The sequence below is a fragment of the Terriglobia bacterium genome, assembly GCA_020072645.1.
In the GTDB taxonomy this organism is placed as follows: Bacteria; Acidobacteriota; Terriglobia; order Terriglobales; family Acidobacteriaceae; genus Angelobacter.
In genome coordinates, this window is sequence record JAIQGK010000005.1 from 147,162 (window position 1) to 160,383 (window position 13,222).

General features: G+C 55.9%; 12 protein-coding genes. 5 read left to right on the plus strand and 7 right to left on the minus strand.

The genetic code is table 11. From position 1 onward, the window contains the following. The first annotated feature begins 435 nt into the window (after positions 1 to 435). Positions 436 to 2,874 (plus strand): ABC transporter permease, encoded by a 2,439-nt coding sequence (locus LAO76_09170; GenBank protein MBZ5491089.1) that lies wholly within the window; start codon positions 436 to 438, stop codon positions 2,872 to 2,874. Between the two features lie 96 nt (positions 2,875 to 2,970). Further along, complete coding sequence (locus LAO76_09175) at positions 2,971 to 3,696, plus strand: hypothetical protein (protein MBZ5491090.1); 726 nt, start codon at positions 2,971 to 2,973, stop codon at positions 3,694 to 3,696. A 39-nt stretch (positions 3,697 to 3,735) separates the two neighbouring features. Here LAO76_09175 and hemB read toward each other — a convergent pair whose 3' ends face one another. The 4 genes from hemB to LAO76_09195 form a co-directional block, all read right to left on the minus strand. Beyond that, positions 3,736 to 4,809 carry a porphobilinogen synthase gene (gene hemB, locus LAO76_09180; GenBank protein ID MBZ5491091.1) on the minus strand — a complete coding sequence of 358 codons (1,074 nt, stop codon included), beginning with the start codon at positions 4,807 to 4,809 and terminating at the stop codon, positions 3,736 to 3,738. 19 nt (positions 4,810 to 4,828) lie between these two features. Beyond that, on the minus strand, positions 4,829 to 5,584 hold the full coding sequence (locus tag LAO76_09185) for a hypothetical protein (GenBank protein ID MBZ5491092.1): 756 nt from the start codon (positions 5,582 to 5,584) through the stop codon (positions 4,829 to 4,831). A gap of 689 nt (positions 5,585 to 6,273) precedes the next feature. Continuing rightward, a complete protein-coding gene (locus LAO76_09190) occupies positions 6,274 to 7,098 on the minus strand; it encodes a hypothetical protein (protein ID MBZ5491093.1) in 825 nt (274 codons plus the stop codon). A 250-nt stretch (positions 7,099 to 7,348) separates the two neighbouring features. Further along, positions 7,349 to 8,482 (minus strand): lactonase family protein, encoded by a 1,134-nt coding sequence (locus LAO76_09195; GenBank protein MBZ5491094.1) that lies wholly within the window; start codon positions 8,480 to 8,482, stop codon positions 7,349 to 7,351. 211 nt (positions 8,483 to 8,693) lie between these two features. Between LAO76_09195 and LAO76_09200 the strand changes: the two genes are divergently transcribed. Then, positions 8,694 to 9,290 (plus strand): alpha-ketoglutarate-dependent dioxygenase AlkB, encoded by a 597-nt coding sequence (locus tag LAO76_09200; GenBank protein ID MBZ5491095.1) that lies wholly within the window; start codon positions 8,694 to 8,696, stop codon positions 9,288 to 9,290. A gap of 15 nt (positions 9,291 to 9,305) precedes the next feature. Here LAO76_09200 and LAO76_09205 read toward each other — a convergent pair whose 3' ends face one another. Both LAO76_09205 and LAO76_09210 read right to left on the minus strand, forming a co-directional pair. Then, positions 9,306 to 9,500 carry an Arc family DNA binding domain-containing protein gene (locus LAO76_09205; protein ID MBZ5491096.1) on the minus strand — a complete coding sequence of 65 codons (195 nt, stop codon included), beginning with the start codon at positions 9,498 to 9,500 and terminating at the stop codon, positions 9,306 to 9,308. A 209-nt stretch (positions 9,501 to 9,709) separates the two neighbouring features. After that, complete coding sequence (locus tag LAO76_09210) at positions 9,710 to 10,654, minus strand: SPFH domain-containing protein (GenBank protein MBZ5491097.1); 945 nt, start codon at positions 10,652 to 10,654, stop codon at positions 9,710 to 9,712. Between the two features lie 271 nt (positions 10,655 to 10,925). On the opposite strand from LAO76_09210, the gene LAO76_09215 reads away from it, so the two are divergent. After that, a complete protein-coding gene (locus LAO76_09215; protein ID MBZ5491098.1) occupies positions 10,926 to 11,417 on the plus strand; it encodes a rhodanese-like domain-containing protein in 492 nt (163 codons plus the stop codon). A gap of 12 nt (positions 11,418 to 11,429) precedes the next feature. Beyond that, positions 11,430 to 11,960: a TlpA family protein disulfide reductase gene (locus tag LAO76_09220; protein ID MBZ5491099.1), complete on the plus strand. Its 531-nt coding sequence runs from the start codon at positions 11,430 to 11,432 to the stop codon at positions 11,958 to 11,960. Between the two features lie 23 nt (positions 11,961 to 11,983). Here LAO76_09220 and LAO76_09225 read toward each other — a convergent pair whose 3' ends face one another. Further along, complete coding sequence (locus LAO76_09225; GenBank protein MBZ5491100.1) at positions 11,984 to 13,060, minus strand: NAD(P)-dependent alcohol dehydrogenase; 1,077 nt, start codon at positions 13,058 to 13,060, stop codon at positions 11,984 to 11,986. Between the last annotated feature and the right edge of the window lie 162 nt (positions 13,061 to 13,222).

Genomic DNA, 13,222 nt, shown 5'->3' on the forward strand with positions numbered 1-13,222 from the left:
AGTAGAGCTCCCTCTGGTTGGAAAAATCTTCTCTTCTTGAGACCAAGCAGGCAAACAAGCGATTGTAAAGCAGCACTCAGCAGTCAGCAATCAGCACTCAGCCAAATGGAAATATTCCCATCTGCAGTTTGCCCTACTTCTCATCCGCCCTACATTAGATAGCGTGGAAGGGGGTTGGGATTCGTCGCGGCCCCATGGAGATGAAACGACGACAAGGTTGCTCTGATCGACTAAGATGATCGCGACAAAAGGTTCTCACGGTCGTCTAAAGATAGCGGCGATCAACAATGGTCGCGACAAAAAGGTTTATTTCGTGGCTGCTCTTTTGGAAATGGCGGCAGGATCCTGACCGACTTGAATCGCGAGCTGACCTGCCACACGGAGCGATTTGGGACTCTTGGCTTTCGCTGAAAGACCACGTAAGGAGGAAACCCGATGTCAGGCATTGGCGAGATCTCGCGGAGATCCATTGTAAGTGTGGCCCAGGATGTTCGTTACGGACTGCGGGGCCTGCGCAAATCGCCCGGCTTCACTACAGTGGCCATGCTGACGCTGGCGCTGGGCATTGGCGCTTCGACCGCAATCTTCAGCATCGTTAACACGGTTTTGCTGCGTCCACTGCCGTATAAGGATTCCTCGCGGCTGGTGCACGTTTGGACGACCAGCACGATGTTTCCAGAGTTCACTATTGGCCAGTCAATTCCCAATCTTCAGGACATTGAGGCACGGTCGCATTCCTTTGAGACTCTTGCGACCTATGAAACGCGGGCGAGAAATCTGACGGGAAGCGGCGAACCGGAACAGCTTCGCACTGCGGATGTATCTTCTGGTTTTCTGACATTGTTCGGAGTTCATCCGGTTGTGGGCCGCGATTTTCGCCCAGAAGATGAGCAGAGAAAAGACGGCGATGTGGTTCTGTTGAGCTACGGACTTTGGCAGCGCCGATTTGGCGGAGACAGGAGTATTGTCGGGAAGATAATCACGCTGGACCAGAAGCCCTGGACGGTTGCCGGTGTTTTGCCTTCGGGGTTTGCATTCCCCACAAACATCGATGCCCTGGTTCCCAGGAATATTCCGCCGGAACACCTGCGGGAGCGGCAGGCCTGGATGTATATGACCCTCGGAAAGCTGCGGCCGGATGTTCCGCTCGCCATGGCCCAGTCTGAGATGAACGGCATCGCCTCCGCTCTAGCGCATCAATATCCTAAGGACGCCACGGGCATTCAATTTCCGCTGGTAACGCTTCAAGCTAACGCAACCCGCAACGGCAAGCCCCAGTTGCTGGCGCTGCTGGGCGCGGTAGGATTTCTGCTGCTCATTGCCTGCGCCAATGTGAGTAACCTGGTCCTTTCACGAGGTCTGCGGCGACAACGGGAGATTGCGGTGCGAGCCGCACTGGGCGCGAGCCGCGGGCGCATCCTGCGCCAGCTTGTGATTGAAAGTCTTCTTTTGGCTATGGCCGGTGGAGTGGCCGGGGCAGCCCTGGCGATCGCCGGTGTGCGACTCTTCCGCATTCTGGCCCCCGCGGGCTTTCCTCGAATCGAGGAACTGCGCACGGAACCCATCACGCTGCTGATTGCCTTGATCGTATCGGCGCTTGCCGGCATTCTTTGTGGTCTGGCACCGGCCTTGACGATTACGCGTGGCGACCTGAATCTGCCGATCAGAGACAACAGCGCGGCATCCTCCGCGCCTGTCCGCATGGTTTCTCTGCGTAGCTTTCTGGTGGTTGCTGAAGTGGCGCTGGCCCTGGTTCTGCTTACCGGGTCGGCCCTCATGGCGCAGAGCATGATGCGGCTTCTCAGGGTGGATACAGGCCTGACCACTGACCATTTGCTGACCGGAGAGCTAGCGCTGCCGAAAGCCCTGTACGATTCAAAAGATTCTCAGCATCTTTTTCTGGAACGGCTGCTTCAAGCCCTTCACGCCCGGCCACAGTTCAGTGGAGTGGTACTGACCAATAGCCCGCTTCTTACGGGAAGTCTCACCGTGAGCAGTTTCGATCCGGCCGTCCTGGGAAGCACCGAAAAGAAAACCACCCTTGAGATACGCTCCGTCACTCCCGATTATTTTTCGGCTTTGGGGATTCGCATTCAGCGGGGACGCATTTTCAATGAGCACGATACAACTGGCTCGCTTTCCGTCGCACTGATCAACCAATCTATGGCGCGGCGGTTTTTTCCCGGCCAGGACCCAATCGGTAAGCAGCTGAAGTTCGACGCCGATGACAAAACCGGGTCTCAAATTGTGGGCGTAGTCGCTGATACGCGCGACAGCGGCCTAAATGCGCCGCCGCGTCTCCAGGCATATTTCCCGCTGCTACAGAATCCTTCCCAGCGGGTCCATATTCTGGTGAGAAGTTCGCTGGATCCGGCCGCCGCCATCTCCGAAGTGCAAAGGGCGGTCTGGTCCGTGGATAAGGACTTGCCTCTCAGCAAGACGCGCACCATGGGCGAGGTCATTTCAGAATCGGTGGCCGAGCCGCGCTTTCGCACATGGCTGCTCGGCATATTCGCCGCCGCCGGATTGATCCTCACATTGATCGGCATCTACGGCGTCATTTCCTACTCAGTGCGCCAGCGTACCAGGGAAATGGGGATTCGCATTGCCCTGGGCGCACAATCAGGCAGCCTGCTGGGGTTGGTCCTGCGCCAGGCTGCTGTTCTTGCGGTCACAGGAGCGGTCTGTGGCGCGATTGGCTCGCTGCTTCTGATGCGCCTGCTGGCCAGCCAGCTTTTTGAGATTAAACCGGGTGATCCCGTTACTCTGATCGGCGCCGCCTTGCTGATGATGATCGTGGCCCTGGGCGCGGCCTGGGTTCCAGCACGCCGGGCGACGAAAGTCGATCCCATGATCGCGCTGCGCCATGAATGAAGAATTAAGGAGCATCGATTGCTTATACAGCGGTGATCGCGTGGCATCGCATTTGCTCATTGACGCAGCTGAATGTTGTGCTAGCCTTGGCTCGCTATGTCTTCCACATTGATCATTCCCGTTCCGCCTGCAAAGCTGGCCCGTGCCGCGTGGCTTCGCGTCATAGGCGTGCTGCTGCTTGGCTTGCTGGCTGCGGCCGCGCTGGGGTTTTACGGCTATGAGCTTTATCGGCTAAATGGAGCGCTGAGCAGCTACCAGCAAGCGATGTTGCAACAGCAGATGAGGACAGAGGCGATTAATCGCCTGAGCGAGATGGACGTATCGTTCAATCGTTACCTGTTGGATGGAAATTCCGCGAACACAGGACTACTCCAGGCCGACAAGCAAAGAATCGAGCAACTGGCGCAGGCAAACACCGACGCACAGAATGACAAGCTCTTGCAGGGATTGGTAGCGGCAGAGCAGAAGTGGTACGCGCAAGCCGTGCAGCCCCTGATTGAAGAACGCAGGAAGCTGGCGGTGGGACAGGGATTGCCGGAAGATTTTCTCGCCAAATATCGCGCGGCGCCGCAGGATTTACAGATCATTAACCTTGAAATGGCCACGGAAAATGCGCACCGTGAAGCGCTGCAGGCATTGCAGCAAACGCAAGATCAGCTGCGGTGGCGATGGCTGCCATTTCCGCTGGCGGCATTGGCCATCATAGGCATGATCTGGCTGGCGATGGGCGCGATCAAAAATGTGAGTTATCTAAAGCAGGCGGCGGAAAATCCGGAAGAAGAGGATAACGAGTCGGAGGAACACAAAGTCGATCCCAAGTGAGGTTGGGCTGGGCTTTTATGTGCAGTGATAGCGTTGCGGCTATCCCAGCAACTTTGCCGCGTCCTTCGCAAAATAGGTGAGAATCAGTTGCGCTCCTGCGCGACGGATTGACGTGAGCGATTCCATGATCACGCGATCGCGATCCAGCCAGCCGTTGCGGATGGCCGCTTGCAGCATCGAGTATTCGCCAGAAACCTGGTAAGCGGCGATGGGCAAATCAAAACGGCGGCGCGCTTCACTGATCACATCGAGGTAAGGCATGGCGGGCTTAACCATGATCATGTCCGCGCCTTCTTTGATGTCCAACGAAATTTCGCGCATGGCTTCGCGGATATTCGCGCCATCCATCTGGTAAGAACGGCGGTCGCCAAACTGCGGCGTGGAATCCGCAGCTTCACGGAATGGACCGTAAAATCCTGAAGCAAATTTGGCCGCATAAGAAAGGATGGGCGTATTCAGGAAGCCTGCATGGTCCAGCGCCTTGCGAATTGCAGCGACGCGGCCGTCCATCATATCGGACGGAGCAATAATATCCATGCCTGCTTTAGCCTGTGAGACAGCGGTTTTGGCCAGGATTTCCAGCGTCGGATCGTTCAGGATTTCATATTCGACCTCAGCCGCGACCTGCGTCGCCACGGCGCTTCTTCCGCCATTGCCGCTGCCGGCCCGCTTCGATGCCGAACCACCATTTCCGCCCGCGGCATTTCTCTTCTGCACAATCCCGCAGTGCCCGTGCGACATATATTCACACAGGCAAACGTCGCCGACCACAACCAGGTCTCGCACTTCGCGCTTGATGGCCCGCGTGGCCCGCTGCACGATTCCATCATCCGCCCACGCGCCGGTAGCGACTTCGTCTTTCTTCTCCGGCAAGCCAAACAAAATGATTCCGCCCACGCCTAGCGACTTCGCTTCATGCGCCTCTTTCACCGCTTCGTCCACCGACAGGTTAAACACTCCCGGCATGGAGCTGATCTCTTTGCGCACGCCTTCGCCCGGACACACAAACAGCGGGTAGATAAAACCGGTAGGCGTGAGACGGGTTTCGCGCACCAGCGACCTCAGCGAGTCGGTCTGGCGCATGCGGCGCATGCGTGTGACGGGAAAGGACATTGCTCAAAGTTTAGCAGAGTTACATCGATTTTAAGATATCACCATAGGTCTTGCTCAGGTCTGTACTGATGCCTTCCAGCGTCTGCTGGATGATCAAATCCTTGTAGGCTTCCTGAGCGATCGCCTGAAACTTCTCGGCTGGCACCTTCTTCAGGTCGCGGTCCTTCATTGTGACTTCCATCATGCCGCCAATCGCAATCATCTGGTTCAACGCCTGCTCCTGAAAGCCGGTAAAAGCTTGTTGCGTAAGATAAACATCGGTGTACCGATTGAGCTCGTTATACTTCATATAAGTTACCGCCCCACTCACCGTGGCCGTTTGCCATGCCGTGGAATACAGGTCATGGTTCACAACATGAAAGCCCAGGAAACCATGTTTAAACGAACCGGGGTCTGTTTCCAGTTGCCGCATTGCTTCAATTACATGGTTCAGCTCTTCTTCTCTTTTGCGGATCTCGGCAAGGTCGGTGTCTACTGTTTCCTTATTTTTGCGGATTTCGGTGGCAATGTTCTCCCGCGCCTCACGCACCAACGCGCGATGGTGTGCCCACTCCACAATGCCCTCCATCCCCAGCGCAATCAGGATGCCCAGCACCACGGTAAACATATGGAACATGAATTCTTTCCTGGAATGAATCGGCTTGTCCGGAGCGTGGATCTCCATCGGCTCTCCCTGTGCGGTGGTAGTGGTCGCAAATTTAGCATCGCTCGCCGAAGACGGCGCGGTACCTGCGCCCTGCGCTCTTGCGTCGGCGGCTGGCTTATCTTCCGGCATCTTATGTGCATAATATCCTGAAATGTACCGGCGTCTATCCGGTGGAACGGTTCGGCAGTTAAAGAATCCTGTTTTGACCTGGCCAACTGCAGGACTATTCGGTGTCCAAATTTAAGTGGATGGAACGGAATTATGGGCTAATTTCTTTATCGACGTTCTGCAAAAACTACGTTAACGCCAAATTCAGGCTGTATGATTTGGTCGTAATGCCAACCATTTTCGGTTTGAAGCCCACTCTCGATGGCCGCTTGACGCTTGAAAAGACGGCCTGGCTGTAATGGAAATCTCTTTTATCGCGCTAAAAGGAATTAGCTGCCGGCTTGAAATCTGGCAACCGGTTTTCCGGCGAGCGAGTCTGGCACGACGAAAGTTTCCTGCGGCATGCATTGACAATACGCCGTCAAGGCTGGCCGCGCCATTCCTCTGAGAACTATTCTTATGGTTATGCTTATTGTGGCAAAAAACGTCACAGGGACTGAAGGCCGTTACATATTGAGCGCGTTTCGCGCATGACTTCGCGCTCGGGCAAGGCGCTCAAGTCAGCCCTGCCACTTGTTCTCGGTCGTGGAAACCTTGACCTCCTATCACACCGGATTCTCGCGAAATGCTTCCTGGTTCTTCTCGATCCCAATCTTCCCCGGTGCCTCTGTGGTAGGTTTTTCATCCGCGCCGATCCGCGCTAAGACGAATTACCAGTACGTTACGCTTATCTTATCCAGCCAGACTGAATACGGCGTTCCCGAGCCGTTCGCGTCTGACTGATAGGCGACATCCAGGCCGCTGCTGGAGTCGGTGGTATGTTGCATGCTCAGGTTTACCACGCTGCGCTGGCCGTTCATGGTCACGGCGGTAAAGATCACGTCGCCGCCGGTCTGGCGCTGGAACTCAAAGACCAGATGGTTCCAGGTCTTGGCCGCCGGCGTTGGACACGTAGCGGCAGAAGCTACCCACTTCTTCCCGATGTTGTCCCACATGCGCCAGGCATGGCCGCCCGCCAGGTCGCACTGCGTGCCAAAGTTATAGCGCGCGCCGCCGGTGCTTTGGGTCACGTAAAACTCAAGTGCCTGGGCCGCGCCCGGATTGTCCACGTAAAAGTTCAGGTCAAAAAGAAAATGCGTGGCGCTGTTGTGCGCGCCTAGGGCCTTGAACCACATCACGGCGCCAAAGCTGCTCGTGCCTGCCAGCAGTGAGAACCGGTCAGACGATCCGCTTAGCGACGGCGAGGCGATCCCCTGCGTCATAGAGAAGACCGCCGCCGGGGCTCCCGCACAGGAGAGCACGCAAGTCTGCCATCCGGTGAGCTTCTGTATGTCGGAAATTATCTGGGCATTGCTTGGTGTGCCGCCTGTAGGCGTTGGGCTGGGACTGGCGCCCGGACTAGGTGCCGGGTTGGAGCTGTTGGCCGTAGTGGACGATGAGGACGCCATGCTCCCGCCGCATCCGGCAAGCGCGGCGCAAACCGCAATAGTGAAAACGACAAGACTCGGGCATAGCAGTTTCTTCAGTTTCTGCATTAGGGGAACTCTCTCCGAGTGTCAGGATTTAGACGGTGACGTTCTGTGGAGTCTACATAGATCCAGAGTAGATGCGGGATTTTTATAGGGTCGGGTCTTTGGGATTAAGCTACTCTGCTTACTCCCATCCTTTCGTGTCGCGAATCGGAAGAGTCCCAAATAATTTGAAAGATGGATGAACGACTGTCGCAAACGGGTAGCTCAAGTTCGGCTGGAAATGGCTGTTTTGCAAAACTTCCCCCAAACAAGTCTATTTGCCGGCAGTTATGGCCAGTGATAGAGCGCCGGATCCAGTCATGCCCATGAAGTTGAGCGTGCCATTCGTATTCATGCTGAAAATGGAGGCTGGGCTCTCCTCATTAACCACATACACAAACCGCCGTGCGGGATCAAACTGGATCTGGAACGGGTGCGATCCGGTCGGGATGGTGGCGGGAACGTTCGGTGTCAGGCTTCCATTTACTGGGTTGACGTTGAAAAGTGAAAGGGTGTTGTCGACCCGGTTCGTCACGTAGGCGAATTTTCCGGTGGGATCAAGAGCAATGGCTGTCGGCCCCTGGCCGACTGCGACGGTTCCAGTCTGCGTCAGCACGCCGGTGGTGGAATCGACGCTGAACGTCGTTACCGAATTGAAAAAGTTGCTCACCGCATAAGCAAACTTGCCGGAAGGATCGACGGTGATTCCAAAATCGCCGCCGGCGCTACTCACTGTGGCTGGCGTGGCGGGCGACAACACACCGGTGTTCGGATCAATGGTGTACATCGAAACAGTGAAGTCATCTTGATTGATCACGTATAGGAATTTGCCAGAGGGATGCACCGTCAAAAAGTTGGGGCTTCGGCCGGCGGCAACCGATGCCGGCGTCGTGGGTGTGAGGACCCCGGTGGAGGCATTGACTGTGAACATTGAAACCGTGTTGTCATCGCTGTTGGCCGTGTAAACGAACTTGCCTGCGGGATCGATGGCGATTGCCTGCGGCAGGAAGCCCGTAGGGACAGTAGGCGGATTGGTCGGGGTCAGAATGCCCGTGGAGGAATTGACGGTGAACATGGCGATGGTGGCCTGGTTGGGAGCAGAATTGGAAATCAGATTGGCTACATAGACGAACCTGCCGAGCGGGTCCACCACCATATCTTCAGCGCCCTGCTGTCCTGGCCCGACGCTGGTTGATACCGTTGCCGGCGTCATCGCCGTGAAGGCACCGGTGCAGGAGTTGATCGTGAACATTGAGACCGCGGTGCTGTTGCTGCTCGACCCCAGCATATAGGCAAATTCCACCGGGAGCGCCTGCGTGCATGCGATCGAGGGCTGCATCTTGCTTCCGCAACCGGCAATCAGAAACGCCAATGTACCCAAAGCTACAGCTCGCAAGAATGAAGTCATGGTAGCCGTCCTTGAACACAGTTCAGTGTACCTGCTTCACTGTATAGCTTCCTAGTTGAGTTTTGTAAGCTCCCGCTAAGAAGCCTTTAGAGACAAAGTAGGTAACACCGGAGTTCAATCCAAAGTAGCGTGTCTACAGGATGGATGGCGTGGTCATCTCCAGATCGTTTCTCTATGGATCACATTCATAAAGCTCGGCATCTATTAAGAAATGGGCTCTTCCATCACCTCCGGCACGCTTTTCCCTATCGACAATTTGCCTGAAGGTCTGCTCTACCAAGCGGACTTTCTTAGTGAAGCGGAAGAAGCTGATCTGGTCCGAATCTTCCGTGAGCTGCCTTTTCAGGCATTTGATTTTCACGGATACATAGCCAAGCGTCGCGTGTTGGAATTTGGTTTTGAATATGACTTCACCACGCGCAGGGCCACGCCCACACAAAGCTTTCCTGTGTTTCTCTCGCCGATGCGTGAGCGTGCAGCGCGATTCGCCGGCATCTCTGCTGCTGATCTGGTGGAAGGCATGGTCACGGAATATTCTTCTGGCGCGCCCATCGGCTGGCATCGCGACGCTCCGCAGTTTGGCGCCGTCATCGGCATTTCCCTGGCCGGCACGTCGCGCATGCGCTTTAAACCATACAAGGCGGAAGGCAAGCCAGTGGCGCTTACGCTGGAGCGGCGTTCCATCTACGTGATGCGCGGCCCTGCCCGCTGGAAATTCCAGCACAGCATCCCTCCGGTAAAAGAACTGCGATATTCCATTACCTTCCGCACCTTGCATCGCAGAGAAGCCAAGACCGAAGCTGCTTAGTTTTGCCGTAACCTGCTACGGTAATTTTTTCGGATCGTCTGATTCAGGCTGCGGCAGATCGGCCCTTTCCCCTTTGCGCTTGTTCACGGCCTGGCGAAGAATGTATTCAATCTGGCCGTTCACGCTGCGCAGCTCGGCCTGCGCCCAGCCTTCCAGTTCGTCCCAGAGCGCGGGATCCATCCGCAGAAGAAATGATTTCCGTTCTGCCATTGTCACCAGCTTGCTTTCATCTTGGTTGTTATCTCCTCTGGTCTGCGACCGGCTTTGGCCGCAGTTCCAGAGTTGCTGTATCCCTCTCGGGGTGGAGCAGGCATTCATGCCTGCGGTAAGTGCTCGTCGATTCCCGGCTCAAGCCGCTGAGGTAAGCCTGTCAGAGCACATTAACTTAAGAAGCGCTTTAGCGCTGCGATAAAAAAGCTTCATGCATACAGCGTGCCGGTGTTCACCACCGGATGCACCTCAGATTCGCCGCACAACACCACCATCAAATTGCTGACCATGGCCGCGCGGCGCTCGTCGTCAAGGTGTACCACGGATTTTTCCGCCAACTCTCTCAACGCCATATCCACCATGCTCACCGCGCCCTGCACAATCTTGGTGCGCGCGGCGATGACGGCTTCCGCCTGCTGCCGTCGCAACATGGCCTGCGCAATTTCCGGTGCATAGGCCAGATGCGTGAGCCGCGCTTCATCCACCACCACACCGGCTTTGCTTAGCCGCTCCTGCAACTCATCGCGTAGCGACTTCGAAACGTCGTCCACATTGCTGCGCAGCGTGATCTCGGTGTCTTCTTCAGAATGGTCATAGGCATAGAGGCTGGCCAGGTGCCGCAAAGCCGATTCGCTCTGTATGGGCACATAGTTCTGGTAGCTGTCCACGTCAAACATGGCTTGCGCCGTGTCTTCCACGCGCCAGACTACGACAGCCGCAATCTCAATCGGGTTGCCGCGCTTGTCATTCACCTTGAGCTTGTCGCCGTTCAGCGTGCGCGCGCGCAGCGAGATTTTGTTGCTGCCCAGCGTCTTCTGCTCTGAAGCCGGCGCAGTGGCAATGCCCTTGGCTGCGGCGATCCGCGCCTGAAAATTGCTGCTCCCTTGCGGCCCTCGGCTATAAAACGGATTGCCCCAGTGGAATCCCGGCGTGCGAACCGTGCCTTTGTAAGCGCCAAACAGCACCAGCACGCGTGCCTGGTTCGGCTGCAGGGTGAAAAACCCGGTCAGCAGGATGATGAGGAATGGCAATGCCAAAATCGAAAGCAGCAGCAGGCCGACGTGCGGCTCGCCGGTTGTTTCAACGCCATCCTTAATGGAGAAAACCATGAGCCCGATATCCGCAAGCAGGGCAGCGAGCAACAGGACGAGCATCGCCCATCCGTTCTGTACGCGGACCACCTGTTCATGCGCGGCAGTGACTTTGTTGGTATTCATCTTCGGAGTTTCCTTGATCTAACAGGCAGCTTGTTCTCTGTCTGTTATCGAAATGATATCATTTAGATATACAAGGCAAAGAATTTTATATTTCCAGTAGAATCAAACGGTTAAGTACAGACTCATAATGGCCCGTGTTACGCCATCGCTCAAATTGACTCTCGTCTTTACCAGCGATTAAGATTTTCTTTCATCTTCAAAAAACAGAATGGCGGCCCTGATGAACCTTGGATCAACCAGTACTTTTCTTTTGCGACTGTCATCACTTGCAGCTCTGCTTACGGCAATGGTGATTGCTTCCGCGCAAAGCGTGGCCAACGATGTGCCAGCGGCAAGCCAGATTCAGCCTGACAAACTAGTCATGGCGATGAAGGCTTCCGGAACGCAAAAGCCCACAGTCCTGTATGTAGGCCCAAAGGCCTTTTACACTCAGGCCCACATACCCGGCGCAGAGTTTATCGGCCCGGTGGGCCAACCAGACGGCATGGCGGCGCTCCGTACTCGCGGTGCGTCATTGCCAAAAAATATGCCGGTAGTCATCTACTGTGGCTGCTGTCCCTGGGACCACTGCCCCAATATCAGTCCGGCATTTGCCGAGTTGAAGAAAGAGGGCTTCAGTAAGGTGCGCGTGCTTTATCTGGCTACCAGCTTTGGCGTCGATTGGAAAGACAAGGGCTTTCCTGTTGCCAAGGGTGAATAGGGGTCCGAGTTAATGTCGCGCAGGTTCGTTCTCTTGATCGTGGTCGCCGTTCTGGCGATCGGCGTTTATGAGGGATTCCACCGTTTTGGCAGCCACAAAGCCGTTATGTCCCTGTCCAATCTCTCCGCCGCGCCCCAGTTTTCCGCGAAGGACATCAATGGCGGCTCCGTAAACATGCCGGACTACAAAGGTAAGGTCGTGTTGGTGAATTTCTGGGCCGCGTGGTGCACACCGTGTGCTGAAGAAGTTCCGCAATTCATCGCGCTGCAGAAGAAGTATCAGGACCAGGGGTTGCAGGTGGTCGGCGTTTCCGTAGATGACAATCCTGAAGTTCTGCTGCGCTTCTATCGCAAGTACCAGATGAACTATCCCGTGGTTGCGGGCGACCTGAAGATTGCCGACGGCTTCGGCGGAGTGCTGGGCCTTCCCACCACTTTCCTCATCGGCAGAGACAGCCGAATCCACAGTAAGCACAACGGCACAGCCGACTTTTCCGTGATCGAGCGGGAAGTGGTCGCGCTCTTGCACGCGCCGCAAAGCTAGCTATCTGTCTGGTCCGCGCCTTCTTACAGTGACGCCATGTCAATCACAAACCTGTATTTCACGTCGCTGCGCAGCATGCGCTCATAGGCGTCATTGATTTTCTGTATGGGAATTACCTCAACGTCGGCTGTGAGTTTGTGCTTCGCGCAGAAATCCAGCATCTCCTGGGTTTCAGGAATTCCGCCGATCAACGACCCTGCGATCTGTCGGCGCTTAAAGATCAGGTTGAAGACCTCAATGGTGGGCGGCTGCGGCGGCGCGCCGACAAGAGTCAGCGTTCCATCGCGCTTGATCAGGGTCAGGTAGGCGTTGAGATTGTGCGGTGCGGAGACGGTATCAAGAATAAAGTCAAAGCTGCCAAGGTGGTGGTCCATTTCATTCTGATTTTTTGAGACCACCACTTCATGCGCGCCCAGCCGTTGCGCGTCTTCTTTCTTATTGGGCGACGTAGTAAACAACACCACGTGCGCGCCCAGCGCCGCCGCGATCTTCACTCCCATATGGCCCAGGCCGCCCAGTCCCACAATGCCCACCTTGTGGCCTTTGCTCACTTTCCAGTGGCGCAGCGGAGAATACGTTGTAATGCCGGCGCAGAGCAGCGGCGCCACTCCGGCAAGGTTTGTCTTGTCCGGCACATGCAAAACGAAATATTCGTCCACCACAATGCTCTTTGAGTATCCGCCATACGTCATGCCGCCCAGATGCTTGTCCGGCGAGTTGTATGTGCCCACAAAAGCCACGTCGCAGTATTGCTCCAGCCCGGCTTCGCAGTTGGCGCAGTTGCGGCATGAATCCACCATGCATCCCACAGCAGCAATGTCGCCCACTTTAAAGCGCTTTACCTCACTGCCCACGGCCGTCACGCGGCCCACAATCTCATGCCCCGGCACCGCCGGATACGTTGTGCCGCTCCACTCGTTGCGCACCGTATGCAGATCAGAGTGGCACACGCCGCAATAAAGAATTTCAAGCTGCACGTCCTGAGGCAGCGGCTCGCGTCGCGCAAAAGAAAATGGCGCCAGCGGCGACTGCGCCGACGTGGCCCCGTATCCAGCGGTCTTTGTTTTGGCCGGAACTGCTGCAACAAGCGTGGTGGACATAATTCTTATCTCCTATGGATGGCTGATGAATTCTGATGCGTGCGAGCAAAACGTTTTGAATGTAAAAGCTTTGCAGATCTGAATACGAATTTGCTGCGATTGCGAGATCCCTCTTGCGCCCAAATCTGCTGCGACTGTGATATTGCTCTTGCGCGCGCCGTT